Below are 21305 nucleotides of genomic sequence, written 5' to 3'. Positions count from 1 at the left end.
GCCCGACGCGGCCGTCGCACGAGACGCCGACCGCTTCGGGGTATCCCTAACCAAAACCCACGCAACCGGTAGCCTCTCGACCGTCCGAGGCCCCCGCGCCCCCGACGGAGCCGCCGCGCCCTACTACCAATCACATGGCCGAAGAGCTGGACACCAAGAACACGAACGAAGAGCAGGAGACTGTCGAAGAACAGGAGGCTGCCCCGCAGGACACCCCGACGACCCTCGACGAGGTGACACCCGCCGACGAGACCGAAGCCGCACCGGCTGAGGCCGAAGACGAATCGCTCCTCGAAAAAGCCCAAGACATCGTCGAGGACGTGGTGGAAGCCGCGGGCGACGTCGTCGAAGACGTGGCCGAGAAGGCCGGCGAGCTTGCCGGGGAGGCTAAGACGCTCCTCGACGAAGCCGTCGACACCGTCCGAGAGACCGCCGCCGATGCCATCGAGGCCGTCACGGACGCGGCCGAGGACGTCGTCGAGCGCATCACCGGCAGCACCGAAGCCGTCGACCCCGACGCGCCGGTCGCCGTCGAGAGCGCCGACGACCTCGCGCCCGACGCCGGCCGCTTCGGCTACACCGGCGAGATCCAGGGTAACGTCATCTCGCTCGCCGAGCTCGAGGAGTACGAGAACCGCGCCGACCCCGACGAGCCGGAGGTCAAGGACGAGGCGCTCATGGAGCTCTACGAGAAGTCGATGACGAGCGTCACCGAGGGCGAGATCGTCCACGGCCGCGTTGCCTCGATCGGCGAGAAGGAGATCGTGATCGACATCGGGTTCAAGTCGGACGGGATCGTCTCGAAGAGCGAGTTCGACGACGCACTCGAGGTCGGCGAGGAAGTTGATGTCTTCCTGGAGCGCCTCGAAGACCGCCACGGCCAGCTCATCCTCTCCAAGCACAAAGCCGACGACCTCCGCCGCTGGCAGACGATCGAGGAGGCCCACGAGAACGAGGGCATCATCGAGGGGACCATCATCCGCCGCATCAAGGGCGGCATGATCGTCGACCTGCTCGGGGCCGAGGCCTTCCTGCCGGGCTCGCAGATCGACGTCCGCCCCGTGCGCGACTTCGACGCCTACCTCGAGAAGACGATGGAGTTCAAGGTCGTCAAGCTCAACCCGGCCAACGGCAACGTCGTCGTCAGCCACAAGGCGCTCATCGAGAAGGACCTCGAGGCGCAGCGCGACAAGATCCTCGACTCGATGGAGGTCGGGCAGGTGCTCCAGGGCCAGGTCAAGAACATCGTCGACTTCGGCGTCTTCATCGACCTCGGCGGCGTCGACGGGCTCCTCCACATCACCGACCTCTCGTGGGGCCGCGTCGGCCACCCGTCCGAGGTCGTCGAGCTCGACCAGGAGCTGAACGTGGTCGTGCTCAACTACGAGAAGGAGCGCCAGCGCATCTCGCTGGGCCTGAAGCAGCTCCAGCCACACCCGTGGGAGAACATCGAGGAGCGCTTCGGCGAGGGCTCGACCGTCCAGGGCCGCGTCGTCTCGATCACCGACTACGGCGCGTTCGTCGAGCTCGAGAAGGGGATCGAGGGCCTCGTCCACATCTCCGAGATGAGCTACACCGAGCACATCAAGCACCCCACCCAGAAGGTGCAGCTCGGGCAGATGGTCGACGTGAAGATCCTCAACATCGACTCCGAGGACAAGAAGATCTCGCTCGGCATGAAGCAGCTCGAGGCTGACCCGTGGGAGGGCATCCTCGACCGCGTCTCGGTCGGGCAGACGGCCACCGGCATCGTGCGCAACATCACGAGCTTCGGAGCCTTCGTCGAGATCGAGCCCGGGATCGACGGCCTCGTGCACGTCTCGGACCTCTCGTGGACCAAGCGCATCAAGCACCCGTCTGAAGTCGTCAAGAAGGGGCAGGAGCTCGAAGTGCAGGTGCTCGACATCGACGTGGCGCAGCGCCGCCTCTCGCTCGGTCACAAGCAGGTCCAGACCGACCCGTGGCAGCAGTACGCGACGGCCTACGCCGAGGACACGGACACGACGGCGACTGTCACCGAGGTCACGCCGGACGGCCTGCGGATCGAGCTCCCGCTCGAAGCGGCGGGCTTCGTCCCGGCCAGCCACCTGGAGCGCTCCGGCGCGCCCGAGGAGGCCTATGAGGTCGGCGACACGCTCGAGCTCCGCGTCATCCGGCTCGACCGCAACAGCCGCGACATTATCCTCTCGGAGACCGCCCGGCGCATGGCTGCCGAGCGCGCCGAGAAGAACGCCGAGCGCGCCGAGAAGTCGGCCGTCCGGCGCGAGGAGCAGCGCGCCGTGCGCGAGTTCCAGTCGCAGTCGCGCGGCCCGGCCACGATCGGCGAACTCAGCGGTCTCGAAGCGCTCAAGGCCAAGATGGAGGCCGCCGAAGAGGAGGCCGAGGCTGCGGACGCTGAAGAGACCGAAGCCACCGCCGAGGCCGAGGCCGAGGTCACGCCCGAGAACGCCAGCGCCGACACCGACGCGGGCATGATCGAGGGCGAGGCCGGCCAGGCACCCGAGACGCTGGACCAGCCCGCCGACGAAGCCGTCGCCGAGCAGGTCGAGGAGGCCGAAGAAGAAACCGCCGACGAGGAGAAGGAAGGCTGATCCCTCGCCCGGCACGCAGCACAGGGCGGCGATCCAGCACGGGTCGCCGCCCTTTTCTGTTGCCGGTAAGCGCGTGGTCTTTTACGTTCGGCCAACCGCCCTACGCTCATGCGTCTGCACCTCGTCCCCGTTCTTGCCCTGCTTGTCTTCGCCACGGGCTGTAGCTCGTCGCGAACGCTGCCGCTGCCGCCGGAGATAGTTCCCGAGAAAGAGTGGAGCCCAGGCTGATTTCGTGGCCCCGTTCGAGGTACCGGCCGAGGTCGGCAGCGTGGCGGCCCGGCTGCTGTACTGAGGAGTGGGAGGAGTGGAAAGAAAAACCACGAAAGTTGGCGAGGCCGTCGCGCTCCGCGCCGGTGTTTGTTCTCCCCTTTCCCTCCGTTCTCCCCAGTCCTCCCATTCCGTGCCAGCGGCGCACCGGCCGTCGGTATACTCCGTCGGTCCCGTAGCCGATACACTACCGGACGCTTCCATCCGCTGCCGTGTCCTCCGTCTCCGACTCTCGGTCCAACAAGCGCGACATCCTGCAGGCTGTCTACGAGGACAACCTGCACACGGCCACGCCCACCGCGCGGCCCCGGCGCGTGCGCCGTCCGGCCCGGCAGGACCCGGCTCCGCGTTCGGCATGGCGGACCGTCCCGGCGGTGCTCGTCGGGCTCGTCGGGGTGCTGCTGGCGGGACTTTTGGTGCAGGGCCTCCGGCTGGAGCCGCCGGTCCCGCGCGTCCAGACGGCCGTACGCCTCGACGGCTCGCCGCGCCTCAAGCCGGTCGCCGAGCCGGCCGGCCGCCTCGCGGTGCCGAATCCCGGTCGGTTGCCGATTGCCGAACTGTTCAACCTCAAGGTCAACACGATCGTGATCGACCCCGGGCACGGGGGGCGTGACCCGGGTGCCGTCGGCGTAGCGGGGGGGCTGGAGAAAGACATCACGCTCGACGTGGGGCTGCGGCTCCGCGACCGCCTCGCCCGCCGCCACGGTGCCCGTGTTCTAATGACGCGGGAGACCGACGTCGAAGTACCGCTCGGCGAGCGCGTGGCCTTCGCCAACGAGAACGGTGCCGACCTCTTCGTCTCGCTCCACGTCAACTCGATCCCCGACGCGTCCGTCGCACCGCTCGAGACCTACTACTTTGGCCTCCGAGGCGACGACGCGACGCTCCGCCTCGCCCACGGCGAGAACGCGGCGGCGGACTACTCGGTGGCCGAGTTCAACACGATGATCCAGCGGGCTGGGAACACGGTCAAGTTCCAGGAATCGCGCAACCTCGCGCAGTCGGTTCAGACGTCGCTCGTCGAGACCGTCCGCCGGGCGAACGCCGGGGCCAGCGACTGGGGCGTCAAGGCCGGGCCGTTCGTCGTGCTCCTCGGCGTGGAGGCGCCCGCAATCCTCGCCGAGATGGCCGCGATCAGCAACCCCGACGAGGAGGCGCGCCTCGACACCGACGCCCACCGCGAACGCCTCGCCCGCTCGCTCGAAGAAGGCATTGCGGCGTACCTTCAAGCCCGGCCGCTCCTCAACGCACCTACCCCGATCCCCCCCCACGATGGCGAAGAAGACCGCTAAGCCCACCAAGAAATCCACCGCCCCACTTCACATCGGCATCGACCTCGGCACGTCCCGCAGCGCGGTCGTCGCCTCGAACGGCAAGCGCACCTGGGTCGAGAGCTACGTCGCCTGGCCGAAGGACTTCGTCGCCCGGAAGATGCTCGGCGAGGCGATCCTGTTCGGCGAGCACGCGGTCGAGAACCGGCTGTCGGTCGACCTCGTGCGGCCGCTCGAAAACGGCGTCATCCGCGACGGCACCGAGCGCGACGAGGAGGCCGTGCGCGAGCTGATCCACCACCTCATCGAGCAGGTCGAGCCGAAGGACGGGCAGCCGATCCACGCCGCGGTCGGGGTCCCGGCCGAGGCGCTCAAGGTCAACAAGCTCGCCATCCGCGACGCGGTCAAGGCGTACGCCGACGCGCTCATGGTCGTCTCCGAGCCTTTCGCCGTCGCCTACGGCCTCGACGCGCTCACGAACGCCCTCGTGATCGACATCGGCGCGGGCACGGTCGACTTCTGCGTCATGCACGGCACGATGCCGACCGAGGAGGACCAGCGCACGCTCACGATGGCGGGCGACTTCGTGGACCGCCAGCTCCACGGGCTCCTCGAAGAGCGCCACCCCGAGGCCAAGTTCTCCGACGTCGCGGTCCGGCACTTCAAGGAGCAGCACGGCTACGTCGGCTCGGAGAACGGCAAGCTCGCCATGACGGCCTCGGTCGGCGGCAAGATCACCGACGTGGACGTGTCGAAGGAACTGCGGGAGGCGTGCGAGGCGATTATCCCGGCCATCGTCGAGACGGCCATCGAACTCGTCGCGCGCTACGAGCCCGACTTCCAGGAGGTGGTCAAGAAAAACATCTTCCTCGCCGGCGGCGGGAGCCAGATCAAGGGCATCGCCGAGGCCGTGGAGGACGGGCTGAAGGAGTACGGCCCCTGCCGCGTCCGCGTCGTGGACGACCCGCTCTTCGCCGGGGCCGAGGGCGCGCTCGCGCTCGCCCAGGACATGCCCGAGGCGTTCTGGGAGGACATGTGAGCGTGACGAGTGAGACGTGATGCGTGAGGGTGCCCGGACGAGGGGTACGCATCAGGCCAACCGGGAGAGCTGAGCTCGTCAGGCCGCTATGCCCCCTCGACGGCGACCTCGCTGATCCAGCCGTCGGACCGGCTCGCGCGGTGCTTGCCCGGCCGGCGCTCCCGGTCCTCGCCGAGCGTCTCGGGGTACTCGACGAAGACGGCGGCCAGGAGTCGCTCGGTCTCGGGAATCCCGAGGTGGCGAAAGAGCGGCGCCGACCCGAGGACGCCGCCGCTGGACCAGTAGGTGCCCATGCCGTGCGCGGTGAGCAGCAGGAGGAGGTTCTGGACCATCGCCGAACTCGCCATCAGGTGCTCCTCGTCGGTCCGCACCTGGGCCGGCTTGGGGTCCTCGACGTGGCCGAACTGCGGGAGCCACGTCACGAGGGCGAGCGCGCCGCACGCCGCCAGCATCCGCGGGATTTTGCTGGACGGGCTCAGGTCGGGGAACCACTCGAAGAGCCGGTGGGCTAGGTGTTGGCACGGCTCGTGCCACAGGACGTGGGCGCGCCACGGCTCGGCCAGGCCGCCGGTGCCGCGAGCGTAGTGAAACGGGGCCCACCCCGCCACGCGCAGCGCCTCCAGCACGACCTGCTGGTTCTGCGCAGCCGCCTCGGCGGAGAACTGGACGGGGGCGTCGGGGTCGCCAAGCACCTTGAACGTCTGGCGCGCCTGGATTGCGGCGGCAACGGCTTTCGGGTCGAACATCAGCGTCTCCTCCGGGTCGGTGCATGCGTGGGGGCCGTGCTCCTACCGGAGAGGGGGTGCTCAGTTCTGACCGAGCGGTATTTAGGCTTCAGGGACGATAGACGATGGGTCGGCTGGCCCGGGCGCGGCCGGCGCTCAGGCGGAGCAGATAGGTCCCGCCCGAGAGCGACGGCGGGTGCCACTCCAGCGCGTGGAACCCGGCGGCCCGAGCCCCGGCCTCCACGCGGTCCACGACTCGGCCCAGCACGTCGTACACCGTCAGCGAGACCTCAGCCGGAGTCCCCAGCGTGAAGTTGAGCGTCGTAGCGGTGCCGAAAGGGTTGGGGTAGGCCGCGTCGATCCGAAGCGGTTGCGGGAGGCGACGGGTGCCCTCCGTGTCCGTCGCCGGAGCGGGCGTAATCATGCGCAGCCGGTCGCGCGGCGCGCCGTACTCGCTGACGAAGAGCGTGTCGCCGGTGACGGAGGCCGCGATGCCGTTAGGCTGGATGAAGGTGGCTTCGCTCGCGGGGCCGTCCTGCTGACCGGTTTCGCCGCTGCCGGCGTACACGCGGCCCGTGCCGTCCGGCTCGAAGACCCACACCTGGCTCGCCCCGAGGTAGGTGGCGTAGAGCCGCCCGCCCGCCCAAATGAGGTGCCCAATCGTAAACGGCTCTAGCGGAGGGAGCGAGGCGAAGAGCGACTGCGTCCCGTCCGGGGCCATCTTGACGATCCGCCCGTCGAAGATGTTGGCCGCGTAGAGGTTGCCCTCGTCGTCGAAGTCCAGCCCAACGGGGGCGCTGAGGAGGCCACTCTCGGAGAAGTCTTCGACGAAGCCGCCGGCGACCTCGGTGATGCTGCGCCCGTTGGCGGTCTGGATGTACCCGAAGTGCGACACGTAGAGATTGCCGTCGGCGTCGGCCACGATGTCGCTTGCGCCGGCCTTGAGGTCGGCGAACCGGCGCACGGTCCCATCGGGGCTGATCTCGCTGACGTAGCTCCGCGTGGCCGAGGTCACGTTGAATTCCGTCGCGTAGTAGGTGCCGCTGGGTGCCTGGGTCAGGTGGATCGGCCCGACAAGCCCCGTCGCGAACACCGAGAGGTCGCCGTCGAGCGTGAGGCGGTAGATGTCGGTGCCGACGAAGCCGCCCGTGGCGAAGAGGGTGCCGTCGCGGTCGACGTAGAGGCCGTCCATCGACTGCGACGAGTCGAAGACGATGCTGCTCACGGTCTGCCCCGCAGCGGGCATCATCGGGACGATGAGCAGGGCGAGCGTGAGCAGGAGCGCGGGGAGTATCGAGGTCAGCATGAGGGTGCGAGCTTAGAGGTTGAGCGAGGTCAGGGGCGGTAGGCGACGGTGCGGGTCGCGTAGGCACCGCCGGCCGTGAGGCGGAGCAGGTACGCGCCTGCCGCGAGCCCGTCCGGCCGCCACGCGACGCTGTGAGTCCCCGCCGGGCGCGGCCCGACCGGCACGCGGTCCACCTCGCGCCCGAGCACGTCGAACACCGTCAGCGTGACTTCGGCCGGCGCGCCGAGCGTGAAGCGCAGCGTGGTGGCGTTGGCGAACGGGTTGGGGTAGCCCGGCGCAAGCTGGAGCCGCTGCGCAGGCGGAGCCGGGCCTTCCGTCGCGGTCGTCGCCGGGACAATCATCCGAATCCTGTCGGTGGGGCCGGCCCCCAACTCGGAGACGAAGAGCGTGTCGCCGGTAACGGAGGCCGTGATGCCGTTCGGCTGATCGAACGTGGCCTCGCTCGCTGGACCGTCGTCCTGCCCTGCGCTCCCGCTGCCGGCGTAGACGCTCCCACTGCCGTCCGGCTCGAACACCCATACCTGGTTCGCCCCGAGATAGGTAGCGTAGAGCCGTCCGCCTGCCCAGACGAGGTGGCCAATCGTGAATGGACTCGTCGGGGGGAGCGAGGCGAACAGCGACTGCGTGCCGTCCGGCGTGACGCGGGTGATCCGCCCGTCGAAGATGTTGGCCACGTAGAGGGTGCCGTCCTCGCTGCGGGCGATCCCGACCGGGCTCGACAGCGTACCGCCCGAAGCGTACGGCTTGGCGAAGCCCTCCGGCTCGATCTCCGCGACCGTCGTGCCGCCGAGCGACGTGGGTGGTCCGTACTCCGTCAGGTAGAGCGTGCCATCGGGTCCGGCCAGGAGGCCGGCCGGACCTGGGCGCGTCGAGGCATAGGGTTCCACCTCGCCGGTCGCGCTGATGCGGCTGACCTCGGCAGCGTTGAAGTTGGTGGCGAAGAGCGTGCCGTCGGGTGCCTGCGCGACCTCGATGGGGCCGTCTAGTCCGTCCGCAATCGCGGTGACGGTGCCGGTCCGGCTGAGGGTGTAGACTGCGGAGCCCCGGAAGCCGGCGGCGGCGTAGAGCGTGCCGTCGATCCCGGTCGAGATGGCGTCCATGCTGGTCGGCGCGTCGAGCGGAAAGCTCGTCACGACCTGGGCTGAGGCAGCGGGGGCGAGAAGAACAAAGAGCGCGAGCGTAAGAAGGCGCATAGGTCAGGTCAGGTTCGGAGGCAGAAGAGTGCCGCGAACTGCAACCTAGCCGGCCTCCTGGCCGACGTCACGTACTTTGGGACAGCGCGGACAGCGCCGGGGCAAGACGGACAGGAGACACACGACCCGGTCCGCCGCGCGCCGTCAGAAGCCGATCTGGAGTACCTCGCGCAGGGCCTCTCGGTAGGTCCTGCTCATTGCCAACTCGGTCCCGTCGCGGAGCACGACGGTGTAGTCGCCGTGCGACGCCGGGTGGAGCGCCGCCACCCGGTCGAGGTTGACAATCGTGGAGCGGTGGATGCGCGGGAACCGGCGCGGGTCGAGGGTGCTTGCGACCTTGCTGAGGCGCTCCCGGATCAGGTGCTCCCGCCCACCGGCTCGGACGAGCACGTAGTTGCCCTCAGCCCGGATCCAGTCTACCTGATCGACCGACACGAGTTCGACGCGGTCGGCGTGCTTGACGGCAAGGCGGTCGAGGTAAGGGCGCGGCGGCTGGACGGCGTCGAGGAGGCTGCCCAGGCGGTCCTGCACCTCGCGGGCTTGTCGGTGCCGGTGCCGCTCTTTGACGTGGGCCAGGGTCGCCGAGAAGCGCGCGTAGTCGTAGGGCTTGAGCAGGTAGTCGGCGGCGTGATGCTCGAACGCCCGGACCGCGTAGTGGTCGAAGGCGGTGGCGAAGACGACGAGCGGGGCCGGGCCGGGCGGGCGCTGCGCGAGCACGTCGAACCCGCTCAGCTCCGGCATCTGCACGTCGAGGAAGAGGACATCCACCGGTCCCTCGGCGAGCACGTCGAGGGCCTCGTACCCATTGGCGCACAGCGCGACGATCTCCACCTCCGCGTCGCGCTCCAGCCACGCGGCCAGCTTGCGCCGCGCCGGCGGCTCGTCGTCGACCACGACCACGCGCAGCCGGGCCTCGAGCGTGCGGTCAGGCATCCGCTGTCTCACTGTCCGGTTCCAGGGCGGGGTGGTCGGCGGCGCAGAGGGCGAACGGCAGCCGGACACAGGCCTGCACGCCTTCGGTGGTGTCGGCGAGGTGCAGGGACGCCGCCTCGCCGTAGCTCTGCTGGAGCCGCGCCCGGGTGTTGGCTAGGCCGATGCCACGCGGCGGGGCCCCGTCGCCCAGCGAGGGCGTCGGGTCGAGTGGGGGACCGGTGTTGATGACGCAGAGAACCGTGTCGTCTCCCTCGCGCTCCGCCCGGACCGTCACGCGGCCCGGCTCAACACGCCGTCCGATGCCGTGGCGCAGCGCGTTCTCGACAAGCGGCTGCAGGATCAGGTAGGGGACTGCCGCCTCCTGCACGTCGTCGCTGACGTCGATCTCGACCGCGAGCCCGTCTTCGAGCCGGTGCTGCTCGATCTGGAGGTAGCGCCGCACAAAATCGACCTCCTCTGCCAGCGGGACCGTCGCGCGGTGGACATGCTCCAGCGTCAGCCGGAGGAAGTCCCCGAGTTCGGCCAGCATGCGGTCGGCCGTCGGCGGGTGGGTCTGGAGCGTGGCCGAGATCGTGTTGAGCGCGTTGAAGAGGAAGTGCGGGTGGAGCTGCATCTTGAGCGCCTGCAACTCCGCCTGCGCGAGCTGGGCTTCGAGCGCCGCCGAGTGCCGCTCCTCGGCGCGGAGCCGCCGGACGTAGTCGCCGGTCAGGGTGAGGGCCACGAGGAGCGCGTAGACGAAGCCGCCCAGCGGAAGCCCGAAGCTGAGCATGCCGACCATCCGCTGGCTGAACTGCTCGCCGAGGGTCAGGGCGAGTGAGCCTCCGAGTGCGGTGACGGCGACGTGGTAGAGGCTGTGGAGCCCGAAGCTGAGGAGGTATACGGCGACCGTCACGAGCGCCGCGAGGAGCAGGTGCAGGCTCCATTTCCACGAGAGCGGCTGCACCGGAAACGCAAACTGCCGCGCGAGCCAAAACACGACGGGTGTCACCGCAGCCCACGCGTTCCAGAAGATCACCTCGGGCACGACCTGGTTGAGCAGGGTCGCCATCCCGAAGCCTTGCCCGGTAGCCGCCAGCCACAGCGCCGACCAGCCGAGGGCCAGCGCGGTGTACGCGGCCGGGAGCCAGAACCGGCGGGAACGGGAGGACGAGGGCATGGGCTGTACCGAAGAGCGCGCGGAAGGGTACTACGACCTCGCCCCTCGGCACAAGGGGATTCGCCAGGCTGCGAGCACCTCGAACCTCTGGCGCGCCTGGATCGCAAGGGCTTCAGTTGGAGTGCTCTGCGGTAGAGCGGAACACGGAGTCCGTCGCCTCGTGTTCCTGGCCTCGCTGGGCGTCAGCATGGCGGGACCCGTACGGTTTTCCCCCATTGCGCGGTTTCGCAGCGGGATCGTATCTAGTGGTTTGTTAAACCCGTTCTAAAGCATGGCTGTTACGATCGGCGTTCCCCGCGAGACGGCTCGGGGCGAGCACCGCGTCGCGCTCACCCCGGACGTGGCGGCGCGGCTCGCCAAAGCCGGCTACACGGTCGCGGTCGAGCGCGGGGCCGGCGCGCGCGCCCACTTCCAGGACGCCGACTACGAGACGGTCGGTGCCCGCACGGTAGGCCGGGACGAGGCGCTCGGGGCCGACCTCGTTGCGACCGTCCGGCCGCCGGAGGACGACCTCGGCGCGCTCCGCTCCGGGGCTGTCCTGATCGGATTTCTCCAGCCGCTCGACCGGCCGGAGCGGGCCGCCCGCCTCGCCGAGCGGGGCGTGACGGCGTTCTCGATGGAACTCGTCCCGCGCATCACGCGCGCCCAGAAGATGGACGCGCTCTCGGCGATGAGTACCGTCGCCGGCTACAAGGCCGTCCTCCTCGCCGCCGACACCCTCCCCAAGTTTTTCCCGCTCCTCACGACCGCCGCCGGCACGATACGACCGGCCCAGGTCCTCGTCCTCGGGGCCGGCGTGACGGGGCTCCAGGCCCTCGCCACGGCGCGGAGGCTCGGCGCGGTGACGAGCGGCTACGACGTGCGGCCCGCTGCCCGCGAGCAGGTCGAGTCCGTCGGGGCTACGTTCGTCGAGCTAGACCTCGACACGGGCGACGCGGAGGACCGGGGCGGCTACGCGAAGGCCCTCGCCGAGGACCAGCAGGCGCAGCAGGTCGAACGCCTCGCCCGCTACGTGGCGAAGGCCGACATCGTGATCTCGACAGCGCTCATCCCCGGCCGGCCCGCGCCGGTCCTCATCACCGAGGCCGGCGTCGAGGGTATGCAGCCCGGCTCGGTCATCGTGGACCTCGCCGCGCCCAACGGCGGCAACTGCGCCGCGACGCAGCCCGACGAGCGGGTCGTCCACGCCGGCGTCCACGTCCTCGGCCCGATGAACCTCCCGGCGTCGATGCCGCTCCACGCGAGCCAGATGTACGCCCGCACGCTCGCCGCCCTCGTTACCGAGTTCACCGAGGACGGCGCGTTCGCACCCGACTTCGACGACGAGATCGCGCAAGGCGCGTGCGTCACCCGCGACGGTGCCGTCGTCCACGAGCGGGTGAAGCCGTTGACTGATTCGCTAAATGGCTGATTTGCTGATTGAATCGCTCCCCTTGCGTCCCTTGACCGCGTACCGCTTCCTGTGACCTCAATCACCCAATCGGCGAATCACCCCATCGCCCAATAGGTACTATGGACATCGCCCTCGTCGTCGTCTTCGTGCTCGCTGCGTTCGTCGGGATGGAGGTCATCTCGAAGGTGCCGGCGACGCTCCACACCCCGCTCATGTCCGGCTCGAACGCCATCAGCGGCATCACGATCGTCGGGGCGCTCGTCGTGGCCGGGATGGTCGGGACGCCGTGGGCGAAGTGGCTCGGCTTCGCCGCGCTCGTCCTGGCAACGACCAACGTCGTCGGTGGCTTCCTCGTCACCGACCGGATGCTGCAGATGTTCAGGAAGAAGGACCGCCCGCCGCCGGCCGCTGGCGGCAAAGCAGCCGCGACCGGCGAGGCCGCCCGCGAACCGGCGCAGGTGTGAACCTCCGACGGTCGTACGGGCGCACGGCCGTGCGCCCCTGCCGCGCACCCACCTCTAATTCTCCGATGAAAGAAACCCTCATCACCGTCGCCTACCTCGTGGCGGCCTCGCTCTTCATCGTCGGGCTGAAGCGGCTCTCGTCGCCGCTCACGGCGCGCGACGGCAACCGGCTCGCCGCGGGCGGGATGCTGCTGGCCGTGGTGGCGACCCTGTTCATGCAGCAGATTCTGAGCCCGGTCGAGATGGTGCTCGGCCTCGTGCTCGGCGGGGCCGCCGGGGTGTGGCTGGCGCGGACGGTTGAGATGACGAAGATGCCGGAGCTGGTGGCGGCGTTCAACGGGTTCGGCGGCGGGGCGTCGGCGCTCGTGGCGGCGGCCGAGGCGGCGCGCTACGCCGAGCAGGTGCCGCTGACGCTGGCGTCAGCGCAGCCGGGCGTCGCCATGACCGAGCCGTTTACGGGGCTGACGGCGTTCACGGTCGCGCTCTCTGTGCTGATCGGTGCGGTGACATTCTCGGGGAGCTTTGTCGCCTTCGGCAAGCTGAGCGGGCGGCTCAGCGGCAACCCGGTCGCGTTCCCCGGCCTCCGGCTCTTCTCTGTCGTCATCGCCCTCGGCGTCGTCGCGGCGACGGTGTGGATCGTGCGAGGCGCGGCGGACTTTCCCGGCTTCAACGACCCCATCGTGTGGGGCCTCGCGGCGCTCGCGGCGCTTGCGCTCCTGCTCGGCATCCTCCTCGTCGTCCCCATCGGCGGGGCCGACATGCCGGTTGTGGTCGCGCTCCTCAACTCGTACTCGGGCCTCGCGGCGAGCGCGGCGGGGTTCGTGCTCGGCAACTACGCGCTGATCGTGAGCGGGGCGCTCGTCGGGGCGAGCGGGCTGATCCTGACGCGGATCATGTGCGAGGCGATGAACCGCTCGCTCGCGAACGTCCTCCTCGGCGGCTTCGGCGGGGGCGACGGCGCGGCGGGCAGCGGCCCCACGGTCTCGGCCGAGGGCCTGAGTGTCCGCGAGACCACGGCCGACGACGCGGCGATCCTGATGAGCTACGCGCAGAAGGTGATCGTCATCCCGGGCTACGGCCTCGCCGTGGCGCAGGCGCAGCACCAAGTCCGCGAGATGGCCGACCTTCTGCAGAAAGAGGGCGTCGAGGTGAAGTACGCCATCCACCCGGTCGCGGGCCGGATGCCGGGCCACATGAACGTCCTCCTCGCCGAAGCCAACGTCCCGTACGATCAGCTCTTCGACATGGACGACGTCAACGCCGACTTCGAGACGACCGACGTGGCGCTCGTCGTGGGTGCCAACGACGTCGTCAACCCGGCGGCGCGGACCGACCCCGGCTCGCCGATCTACGGGATGCCGATCCTGGACGCGGACAAGGCGCAGAACGTGATCGTCCTCAAGCGCTCGATGCGGCCGGGCTACGCGGGCGTGGACAACCTGCTCTTCTACGGCGACAACACGCAGATGCTCTTCGGCGACGCCAAAGACTCGGTCGCCGAGGTGGTCTCTGAACTCAAGACGCTGCAGGCGTAATCGTCCGGGCCTTGCGTTAGTGGACAGAGCGGACTCGTCCGCCCGAATCCGGCTGGGAGATATCTTCAGCCGCTCGGCGTTGGTATTATGCCTCGGGTCGATCCCTGGTGAGTAGCTTTCCCTGCTGCCCCCCTGTGTATCACGAACTGGTCAACGCCATGGCTACGCGCTCCACCTCTACTCCTCCTACGCGTCCCGCATGGCAGCACCCGTTTCTGGCCCCCGGCGTGTTCGCTGCCGTTGCCCTGCTGCTGCTGGTCCTGGGCGAGAGCGGGTACGCGTTTGCGTCGCTGCTCCTCGCGCTCGGCACGCTGCTCTACCTGATGGGGTCCGCGCGGCGCTGGAAAGGAGCCCCGCAGGCCGGCCTGGTCGTGGTGGGGGCCGGCGTCATCATCGCCCTGTCCATCCTCTTCGGCTGAGCTCCGGCAAGGGTCAGTCGCCGAGGCGATTCCAGTCGTCTGACGCTAGGCGAGCGAGGATCGCGTAGCCGCCGGCACCATCGGGCCGGAGCACGTAGGCGACGCCCTGCGGCTCGGGGTAGATCCCGGTCACGGCCTCGAAGGGGTCGTCGTGCCCGACGATGACGGTGTTGACGCCCGCGTCGGGGGCTGCCGTGACGAGCGGCATCACGCGCGCGCGCATCGCCTCGAACTGCTCGTCGGTGTAGTCCTCGGCCGGCTCGAAGTTCAGCGCCGGGTCCTTCTCGTAGCGGCCGAAGGCGAGGTCGGCCGTCTGCCACGCCCGGAAGTACTCGCTGCTGACGACGTCGCCGACCGGGATCTCGAGGTCGCGGAACGCCTGGCCGATTCCTTTGGCCTGGTGCCAGCCGAACTCGCTCAGCACGCGCTGCGTCGAGCCGTCGTTGGGGTCGGCGGTGACCTGGTCGGCGTAGTCCTTCTCGGTCTGGGCGTGCCGGAAGTAGATCACATGGCCTCCGCTGCGAAGCGCGGTCAGGAGAGCCACGTCTTCGACCTGGGTGAACGCGTCGGGCTGCTGGGCCGTGGCGCAGCCGGTCGTGACGGCGAGGAGAAGAGCGAGGGCGAGGAGGGACGAGCGGGAGACGGGCATGGTAGCCTCCGAGAGATCAGGAAGGGAGAGGGGTAGCCCGCAGCGTGGGCCCGCGACCAGAACGTGCAGGCGTGCGCGAGGTTCGCAGGGTCTCCTGCGCTAGCTGGCCTCGAAGGCGAACGGCCGGATGGTAAACGGGGCCGGCGGGCGGCGGTCCTTGACGCGGAGGTGGTCCGCGACGCGGAGGACGCCGGGGAGTGCTCCGAGGTCGCCGAGGACGGCGGCGTGCTGCTCGTGCGTCAGGACGGTGCCGTAGACCGAGACGGTGCCTTCGAAGACGTAGAAGTGCAGGCCCTGGACCGACTCATGCGCCGCGCCGCGCTGCAGGCGCTCGAAGGCGACAAAGACGTGGCCGGCGATCCGGCGGTCCCGCTCCGTCTGCTTCCGGCGTGCGCGCACCGTCGCGAGCAAGGTTCCTACGTCGGGGAGGCGGGGGGCGTCGGACGGGAGAAAGGCGGGGCGTGGCATGAAGGGGGTCGGGCAAAGGGTATGCCGCGCCGTGGGGGAGGCAGCGCGGGGGGCGCAGAAGATAGCCACAGGAGCTGATTCCGTAAATAGCCCCCGAGAAAACGCCGTCTGCCGCCAGACGGTGCCGCCACGGTACCGCCGGAGCGGTTTACCTCTCTACGCGGGTACGTTACCGAAACACCACGCGCGCTCAAAAGCCACCGCCTGCGAGGTCGAGCCGCCCGCGCACGTCGCTCTTCGGCACGTCGAACCGGAGGAGGTCGGCGAGCTGCCCGCTCTTGACGTAGATCGAGAACCCGAACGACCGGAAGGTGCCGAAGGGGATCCAGTTGAAGCTCATCTCCCAGCAGTGGAGGTCGCGCAGGATCGAGAGGTTGGTCGTGGTGATCTCCTTCGCCTCGAAGTCGTAGCCCGAACTGCCGGCGATCTTCCAGGAGTCTGTCAGGCTCAGGTCGAACTGCGTCCCGAGCGAGGCGACGACGCGGTTCTCCTGGTTGGGCACGGCGGTGTCGCTGTAGCTGAAGTTGAGCGAGAGCGACCACGGGATGGCGAAGTCCACGTAGGCCAGGTCGCGGCGCCGGTAGTCGTAGGGGCGCAGGCCGTAGGCCTCGGCGGGGTCGGGGATCAGGTCGGGGTAGACCGGCGTGCGGCGGCGCGGCGTGCTGGGCGTCGCGCCCCGGCGGGCCTGGGCGCGGAACCGCGTGCTCGCGGTGAAATTGAGCGAGAGGAACCGGAGGAAGCCCCCAGTCTCGTCGAACTGCAGCCGGTTGACCTGGCGCCCCTGCGGGCTCAGCGCGTAGGCCGAGTAGCGCGCCCCCAGGGTGAGCGCGAGGGGCCCGACCTGCGAGTTGCCCTGTACTACGACGGGGGCGAGGCGGAGCGAGTCGGCCGCGCGGTTGTAGCTCGACGAGAGCGTGAGGCGGAGCAGCTGCACGGCCCGGCGCTGCACCTCGCCGGTCGAGTCCGTCCGCGCGACCCGCGTCTGGAACGTGTTGCCGAGGCGGAAGGAAAGGCTCTGCGTCTCGCGGGCGCTGATGCCGCTCACGATGGGGTACTCGACGACCTGCCCGGTCGAGTCGGTGTAGCTGCGGAAGTAGTTGAACGGGGCCTTCGCGTAGTCCGGCGAGAACGTGAAGGTGAGGCTCGGCTCGACGATGTGGCGGAACCCGTCGAGCACCCCGACGCGGAGGGGAAACGTCCCGAAGAACCGGCTGTTGGCGCTCAGCCCGCCCCGGACCTGCCGGATGGCGGTGAAGCCGTCCTCCTGCACGCGCTGGATCCGCCCGAGGCTGTCGAGGATCGCGACGCCGTTCGCGTCGACGGGGACGCGCTCTGAGCGTGTGTACCAGTCCTCCTGGTAGTTCACGTTCGGCGTGAGGTTGAGGTTGAAGGGGATCGAGGTGAAGGGGATCCGCGTCAGCGAGAAGGCAGCGCTGACGGGCACGGTGTGCGTCGCTCTTGTCTCGAAACGTTCGGTCTGGCCCGTGGCCCCGACGAAGGCATCGTAGTCGAAGAGGCCGTCGAGCCACGAGACACCGTCGCTCCCGGCGAGCGAGGTGTCGGGCTGGAAGCTGTAGTCGTTGGTGAGCCGGCCGGTGTACGAGTAGCCGATCCGCTCGTACCACCGCTGGTTCTGGGCGCTCGTCCCCTCGCGGCGGAGCGGGAAGCGCTGGGTCTGGGTGAACGAGAGGCTGGGGAAGGTGAGGTCGGCGCGGCCCGTCGTCAGGTTCTGCCGCTGGTTGAGGTCCAGCGAGAGCGAGCGCCCGGTGCGCTGCCACCGCTTGGCGAAGGCGACCGTCGACTGGGTCGTTTGCGTGACGCGGTCGTCGAAGTTCTCGGAGATGGCGCGGAGGTAGCCGGTCGAGGCGAGGTTGACACTGCCGCGCAGGCTCCCAGTGTTGTTGAAGAGCTGCTGGTTGTGCTGCCACGCCACGCGCACGTTCGTCTGCACCGTCGCGCCGGGGTCCTGGCGCTCGCCCCGGCGCAGGCGGGCGTAGGCGAGGTTGAGGTTGCCCCGGAAGGCGTACTGCTTGGCGTAGCGGTACGACGGGTTGATCTCGAAGCTGCCCCGCGTCCAGAGCGCGCCGCTGACGGTGGCGTCCATGTAGTCCGAGATCGCCCAGTACCACCCGAGGTTGCGGAGGTAGAAGCCGAGGTCGGCGTCCTCGCCGTAGGTCGGCGGGAGCGGCCCGCTGCGGCGGCCCTCGGCGGCGGGGAAGAACCCGAACGGCAGCCAGAGCGGCGTCGGGACGCCGAGGATGTAGAGCCGGGCCGGGCCGGTGTAGACCCACTCGCCGTCGACGACCTTGAGGCGGCCCGCCCGGAGGCCGTAGTGCGGGTGCTCGGGGTTGTCGCACGTCGTGTAGGTGGCGTCCCGGGCGAAGGTGACGCGCGGCCCGACCTGCTTGACGACGCCGCCGAGGAGGAAGCCGTCCTGGATCGCCGTGCGCGCCCCGACGATCCGCCCGCGCTGCGACGCGAGGTTGTAGGCCACCTCCCGGCCCGACAGGGTCTCCTCGCCGCGCTCGAAGTACGGCATCCCGACCGGCGCGCCGAGCGAGTCTAGGACCACCCCGGCCGACGAGGGGCCGCGCGCGCGCAACTCCTCGCGCCCGAACACCAGGTCGATCTCGGCGGCCTCCAAGCTCGCCTCCTCGTAGCTCACCTGCGCTTCGCCGAAGAGCGTGCCGAGGTCGCCGTCGCCCGAGGCGTCGCCCGCGTCGGCGAAGAGGATGACGAGCGAGTCCGTCGCCGCGAAGTCGATGGGCTCCTCCAGACCCTCGCCGTCCGGCAGCGGCGGTGTCGGGGTGCGCGGGAACCCGACCTGCGCTGCCGTGACGGGTGCGACTGAGTCCGGCAGCGCCAGGGAGTCCCGAGGTGCTGGCGGTCGCTCAAAGCCGAGCGTGTCGGCCTCCTGCGCGCCCGCCGTGCCCGCGCCGAGCAGCGCCGCCCAAAGCCCCACCGCAAGAAGTCGCCGCGTGCTCACGAGTGCTGGTTGTTCTGACTATTCAGACAACGCGTCCGCCTTCGGACTTCGTACGGAGCGCGGAGGAGTGGGAGGAGTGGGAGGAGTGGGAGGAGTGGGAAGAAAAGCCGAGAAAGGTACCAACGCCCTTGCGCTCTGCGCCGAAGCACCTCCCCATTCCTTCCGTTCCTCCCATCCTGCACCGAAGGTGCTGCCCCACTCACCCACCCTCGGCGGCGGCTTCGAAGGCCAGCCGCGCTGCGCCGAGGATGCCCACCTCGTTGCCCCGCGTCTCGCGCACCAGCTCGAGCCCCTCGGCGAAGCTCGGCATGACGGCCCCCTGCAGCGCCAGGCGCGCCGGGCCGAGGAGGTAGTCGCCCGCCGCCGAGACGCCGCCGCCGACGACGAGTTTGCGGATGTCGAGGAGGTTGACGACCGAGGCGAGGACGCAGCCGAGCTTGTGCCCGGCCCACGCGAGGACTTCGCGCGCCGGCTCGTCGCCCTGCTCGGCGGCCTGGTGGAGCATCTTCGGGGAGAGGCGGCCGAGGTCGCGCCCCGCCCACGCGTGGAGGACGCTGGGACGGGTGTGGAGCTGGTAGCGGGCGTGGTGCGAGAGGTAGTTCAGCCCGAGGTACGCCTCGGCGGCCCCCGCGACGCCGCTCCGGTCGTAGGGCCCCTCGTAGTCGATCGACATGTGCCCGAGTTCGCCCGCGCCGCCGGTCGCGCCCCGGAAGAGCTTGTTCTCGTGGATGATTGCGCCGCCGACGCCCGTGCCGAGCGTCACCATGACGAACGAGTCGAAGTCGCGGCCCGCCCCCCACGAGGCCGAGCCGAGGCCCGCGCAGTTGGCATCGTTCTCGACCACGACCGGCCCGCGGGCAACGTCGGCGAGCGCTTCGCTGAGGTTGACCTCGTCCCAGCCCGAAAAATTGGGCGGCTTGATGAGCGTCGTCTGGTCGAGCGAGACCTTGCCCGGCGCGCCGATCCCAACGCCGCAGATCCGGGACCCGCCCGGGCAATGCTGCGCGACCTGCTCGATGGCCTCGGCGAGGCGGCCGAGGACGTGGTCCGCGCCCTGCTTCGCCTGGGTGCGCACGCGGGCATCGCAGAGGATCGCCCCGTCCGCGTCGACGAGGCCCGCCTTGATGTTCGTACCGCCGAAGTCTATCCCGACAGCGACCTGCTTTGACATGGGAGGAGGGTAGAGGATGGAGGGTGGAGGGTGGAAGATAGAGAACGGAAGCGCGCTCGCGTTCCGTCCTCTGCCCGCTATTCTCTATCCTCCGACTCTTTAACCGGGTAGACCGTCTCGCCGGGACGTCGCATCCCGTACTGCTCGCGGGCTACCTGCTCGACCACCTCGTCCGACAGTCCCGCGTCGAGGTCGCGCTCGAGTGCGCGGTTGGCCTCCTGGAGCCGGGTGTTCTCCGCTGCGAGTGCCTGCGCCTCGGCGTAGTACCGCACGCGCTGGACGAGGCTGTGGCTGTCGAAGAACGCAAACCACACCGCCGCCACGGCGAGGCCGAGCAGCAGCAGCCCGCGCCGAAAGCGCGAGCCCGAAGCAGTCTGGCGGCGGCTCATCTCGGAGTGTCGATTTGTGGATGTCGAATGCCGAGTGGGTGCTGACCGACAACCCGTCGCTCGGCGTTCGGCGCTAAAATAGGAATGCCGCCGGGCCGGGGTAGACGGCGGCCTCGTCGAGCGCCTCCTCGATGCGGAGGAGCTGGTTGTACTTCGCCGTCCGGTCGCTCCGGCTGGCCGAGCCGGTCTTGATCTGGCCCGTGCCGGCGGCCACGGCGAGGTCGGCGATCGTCGTGTCCTCGGTCTCGCCGGAGCGGTGCGAGGCGATCGCGGTGTAGCCGTGCCGGTGGGCGAGGTCGATGGCGTCGAGCGTCTCGGTGAGCGTGCCGATCTGGTTCAGCTTGATGAGGATCGAGTTGGCTGCGCCCTCGTCGAAGCCGCGCGCGAGGCGCTCGGTGCTGGTCACGAAGAGGTCGTCGCCGACGAGTTGGACGCGGTCGCCGACGGCCTCGGTGAGGTGCGTCCAGCCTGACCAGTCGTTCTCGTCCATCGCGTCCTCGATGGAGATGATCGGGTACTCCTCGACCCACCCGGCCCAGTAGTCGACCATCTCCTCGCTCGTCAGCCTGCGGTCGGGGTCACTCTTGTAGAAGACGTAGTGGCCCCCGCCACCCTCGGCGGGCTCGTACATCTCCGCCGCCGCCGGGTCGAGGGCGATGAAGAGGTCGTCGCCTGCGGCGTAGCCTGCCTGCTCGACAGCTTCGAGGATGACCTCAATGGCTTCCTCGTTCGAGCGGAGGTCCGGGGCGAAGCCGCCCTCGTCGCCGACGGCCGTGTTGTAGCCTTTGGCGCGGAGGACGTGCTTGAGGTGGTGGAACGTCTCGGTCCCCATCCGCAGCGCGTCCGAGAACGTCGCCGCCCCGACGGGTGCGATCATGAACTCCTGCATGTCCACGTTGTTGTCGGCGTGACGTCCGCCGTTGAGGATGTTCATCAGCGGGACTGGGAGCGTGCGCGCCGTCGGGCCGCCGAGGTAGGCGTAGAGCGGGAGCCCGGCCGTCGCCGCAGCCGCCTTCGCCGCCGCGAGCGAGACCCCGAGGATGGCGTTCGCGCCGAGGGTGCTCTTGTTCGGCGTCCCGTCGATCTCGATCATCCGGTGGTCGAGGTGCGCCTGCTCGAAGACGCTCATGCCTTCGAGCGCGGGCCCGACCGTGTCGATCACGTTGTCGACCGCGTCGAGGACGCCCTTGCCGAGGTAGGCATCGTCGTCGCCGTCGCGGAGTTCGACGGCTTCGTGCTCGCCGGTGGAGGCCCCGCTCGGGACGGCGGCGCGGCCGAGCACGCCCTCGTTCGTGATGACGTCGACCTCGACGGTGGGGTTGCCCCGGCTGTCGAGGATCTGGCGGGCGA

18 protein-coding genes are annotated in these 21305 nt (G+C 69.6%); 7 read left to right on the top strand and 11 right to left on the bottom strand.

Features of this window, described 5'->3' with window-relative positions; translation table 11 throughout:
• Nucleotides 1-134 precede the first annotated feature (134 nt).
• The 3 genes from rpsA to mamK all read left to right on the top strand — a co-directional run bounded on the left by rpsA (nt 135) and on the right by mamK (nt 5168).
• Nucleotides 135-2591, top strand: a complete 2457-nt coding sequence (gene rpsA / locus AAGI91_09195) for a 30S ribosomal protein S1 (protein MEM1042792.1) — start codon at nt 135-137, stop codon at nt 2589-2591.
• A 479-nt stretch (nt 2592-3070) separates the two neighbouring features.
• On the top strand, nt 3071-4150 hold the full coding sequence (locus tag AAGI91_09190; GenBank protein ID MEM1042791.1) for an N-acetylmuramoyl-L-alanine amidase: 1080 nt from the start codon (nt 3071-3073) through the stop codon (nt 4148-4150).
• Nucleotides 4131-5168 (top strand): MamK family actin-like protein, encoded by a 1038-nt coding sequence (gene mamK, locus AAGI91_09185; protein ID MEM1042790.1) that lies wholly within the window; start codon nt 4131-4133, stop codon nt 5166-5168. Before AAGI91_09190 ends, mamK begins: the two co-directional genes overlap by 20 nt.
• Nucleotides 5169-5254: 86 nt before the next feature.
• On the opposite strand, the gene AAGI91_09180 is transcribed toward mamK, so the two are convergent.
• From AAGI91_09180 to AAGI91_09160, 5 genes are all read right to left on the bottom strand, one after another.
• The gene (locus AAGI91_09180) at nt 5255-5914 is read right to left on the bottom strand and encodes a nitroreductase family protein (GenBank protein MEM1042789.1); all 660 of its coding nucleotides are present in this window, start codon (nt 5912-5914) and stop codon (nt 5255-5257) included.
• A gap of 88 nt (nt 5915-6002) precedes the next feature.
• On the bottom strand, nt 6003-7199 hold the full coding sequence (locus AAGI91_09175; GenBank protein MEM1042788.1) for a T9SS type A sorting domain-containing protein: 1197 nt from the start codon (nt 7197-7199) through the stop codon (nt 6003-6005).
• A gap of 29 nt (nt 7200-7228) precedes the next feature.
• Entirely contained in the window at nt 7229-8392 is a 1164-nt protein-coding gene (locus AAGI91_09170) for a FlgD immunoglobulin-like domain containing protein (protein ID MEM1042787.1), read from the bottom strand.
• Between the two features lie 144 nt (nt 8393-8536).
• Nucleotides 8537-9325 carry a LytTR family DNA-binding domain-containing protein gene (locus tag AAGI91_09165; GenBank protein MEM1042786.1) on the bottom strand — a complete coding sequence of 263 codons (789 nt, stop codon included), beginning with the start codon at nt 9323-9325 and terminating at the stop codon, nt 8537-8539.
• Nucleotides 9318-10481: a histidine kinase gene (locus AAGI91_09160; protein MEM1042785.1), complete on the bottom strand. Its 1164-nt coding sequence runs from the start codon at nt 10479-10481 to the stop codon at nt 9318-9320. Before AAGI91_09160 ends, AAGI91_09165 begins: the two co-directional genes overlap by 8 nt.
• Before the next feature lie 271 nt (nt 10482-10752).
• Between AAGI91_09160 and AAGI91_09155 the strand changes: the two genes are divergently transcribed.
• The 4 genes from AAGI91_09155 to AAGI91_09140 all read left to right on the top strand — a co-directional run bounded on the left by AAGI91_09155 (nt 10753) and on the right by AAGI91_09140 (nt 14292).
• Nucleotides 10753-11892 (top strand): Re/Si-specific NAD(P)(+) transhydrogenase subunit alpha, encoded by a 1140-nt coding sequence (locus AAGI91_09155; protein MEM1042784.1) that lies wholly within the window; start codon nt 10753-10755, stop codon nt 11890-11892.
• 101 nt (nt 11893-11993) lie between these two features.
• Complete coding sequence (locus tag AAGI91_09150) at nt 11994-12338, top strand: NAD(P) transhydrogenase subunit alpha (protein ID MEM1042783.1); 345 nt, start codon at nt 11994-11996, stop codon at nt 12336-12338.
• A 65-nt stretch (nt 12339-12403) separates the two neighbouring features.
• On the top strand, nt 12404-13873 hold the full coding sequence (locus AAGI91_09145) for an NAD(P)(+) transhydrogenase (Re/Si-specific) subunit beta (GenBank protein MEM1042782.1): 1470 nt from the start codon (nt 12404-12406) through the stop codon (nt 13871-13873).
• Between the two features lie 158 nt (nt 13874-14031).
• Nucleotides 14032-14292 carry a hypothetical protein gene (locus AAGI91_09140; GenBank protein MEM1042781.1) on the top strand — a complete coding sequence of 87 codons (261 nt, stop codon included), beginning with the start codon at nt 14032-14034 and terminating at the stop codon, nt 14290-14292.
• Nucleotides 14293-14305: 13 nt separating this feature from the next.
• Here AAGI91_09140 and AAGI91_09135 read toward each other — a convergent pair whose 3' ends face one another.
• The 6 genes from AAGI91_09135 to eno form a co-directional block, all read right to left on the bottom strand.
• Nucleotides 14306-14941, bottom strand: coding sequence for a histidine phosphatase family protein (locus tag AAGI91_09135; protein ID MEM1042780.1), 636 nt, complete (start codon nt 14939-14941; stop codon nt 14306-14308).
• Nucleotides 14942-15040: 99 nt separating this feature from the next.
• The gene (locus tag AAGI91_09130; protein ID MEM1042779.1) at nt 15041-15409 is read right to left on the bottom strand and encodes a hypothetical protein; all 369 of its coding nucleotides are present in this window, start codon (nt 15407-15409) and stop codon (nt 15041-15043) included.
• Between the two features lie 190 nt (nt 15410-15599).
• Complete coding sequence (locus AAGI91_09125; protein MEM1042778.1) at nt 15600-18395, bottom strand: putative LPS assembly protein LptD; 2796 nt, start codon at nt 18393-18395, stop codon at nt 15600-15602.
• A gap of 199 nt (nt 18396-18594) precedes the next feature.
• Nucleotides 18595-19566, bottom strand: coding sequence for an ROK family protein (locus AAGI91_09120; protein MEM1042777.1), 972 nt, complete (start codon nt 19564-19566; stop codon nt 18595-18597).
• Nucleotides 19567-19643: 77 nt separating this feature from the next.
• On the bottom strand, nt 19644-19955 hold the full coding sequence (locus tag AAGI91_09115; protein MEM1042776.1) for a septum formation initiator family protein: 312 nt from the start codon (nt 19953-19955) through the stop codon (nt 19644-19646).
• A 73-nt stretch (nt 19956-20028) separates the two neighbouring features.
• On the bottom strand, nt 20029-21305 hold a 1277-nt coding region (gene eno, locus AAGI91_09110), incomplete at its 5' end, for a phosphopyruvate hydratase (GenBank protein MEM1042775.1).

It is taken from the genome of Bacteroidota bacterium (genome assembly GCA_038746285.1).
GTDB lineage: Bacteria > Bacteroidota > Rhodothermia > Rhodothermales > JANQRZ01 > JANQRZ01.
The sequence above is the reverse complement of the archived record's forward strand: the minus strand, read 5'-3'. Positions and strand labels throughout refer to the sequence as shown.

What these genes read in the sequence shown, in the direction of transcription:
- rpsA (MEM1042792.1), top strand. Translation starts at nt 135, where the DNA reads ATGGCCGAAGAGCTGGACACCAAGAACACGAACGAAGAGCAGGAGACT.
- mamK (MEM1042790.1), top strand. Translation starts at nt 4,131, where the DNA reads ATGGCGAAGAAGACCGCTAAGCCCACCAAGAAATCCACCGCCCCACTT.
- AAGI91_09180 (MEM1042789.1), bottom strand. Translation starts at nt 5,914, where the DNA reads ATGTTCGACCCGAAAGCCGTTGCCGCCGCAATCCAGGCGCGCCAGACG.
- AAGI91_09175 (MEM1042788.1), bottom strand. Translation starts at nt 7,199, where the DNA reads ATGCTGACCTCGATACTCCCCGCGCTCCTGCTCACGCTCGCCCTGCTC.
- AAGI91_09170 (MEM1042787.1), bottom strand. Translation starts at nt 8,392, where the DNA reads ATGCGCCTTCTTACGCTCGCGCTCTTTGTTCTTCTCGCCCCCGCTGCC.
- AAGI91_09165 (MEM1042786.1), bottom strand. Translation starts at nt 9,325, where the DNA reads ATGCCTGACCGCACGCTCGAGGCCCGGCTGCGCGTGGTCGTGGTCGAC.
- AAGI91_09160 (MEM1042785.1), bottom strand. Translation starts at nt 10,481, where the DNA reads ATGCCCTCGTCCTCCCGTTCCCGCCGGTTCTGGCTCCCGGCCGCGTAC.
- AAGI91_09155 (MEM1042784.1), top strand. Translation starts at nt 10,753, where the DNA reads ATGGCTGTTACGATCGGCGTTCCCCGCGAGACGGCTCGGGGCGAGCAC.
- AAGI91_09150 (MEM1042783.1), top strand. Translation starts at nt 11,994, where the DNA reads ATGGACATCGCCCTCGTCGTCGTCTTCGTGCTCGCTGCGTTCGTCGGG.
- AAGI91_09145 (MEM1042782.1), top strand. Translation starts at nt 12,404, where the DNA reads ATGAAAGAAACCCTCATCACCGTCGCCTACCTCGTGGCGGCCTCGCTC.
- AAGI91_09140 (MEM1042781.1), top strand. Translation starts at nt 14,032, where the DNA reads ATGGCTACGCGCTCCACCTCTACTCCTCCTACGCGTCCCGCATGGCAG.
- AAGI91_09135 (MEM1042780.1), bottom strand. Translation starts at nt 14,941, where the DNA reads ATGCCCGTCTCCCGCTCGTCCCTCCTCGCCCTCGCTCTTCTCCTCGCC.
- AAGI91_09130 (MEM1042779.1), bottom strand. Translation starts at nt 15,409, where the DNA reads ATGCCACGCCCCGCCTTTCTCCCGTCCGACGCCCCCCGCCTCCCCGAC.
- AAGI91_09120 (MEM1042777.1), bottom strand. Translation starts at nt 19,566, where the DNA reads ATGTCAAAGCAGGTCGCTGTCGGGATAGACTTCGGCGGTACGAACATC.
- AAGI91_09115 (MEM1042776.1), bottom strand. Translation starts at nt 19,955, where the DNA reads ATGAGCCGCCGCCAGACTGCTTCGGGCTCGCGCTTTCGGCGCGGGCTG.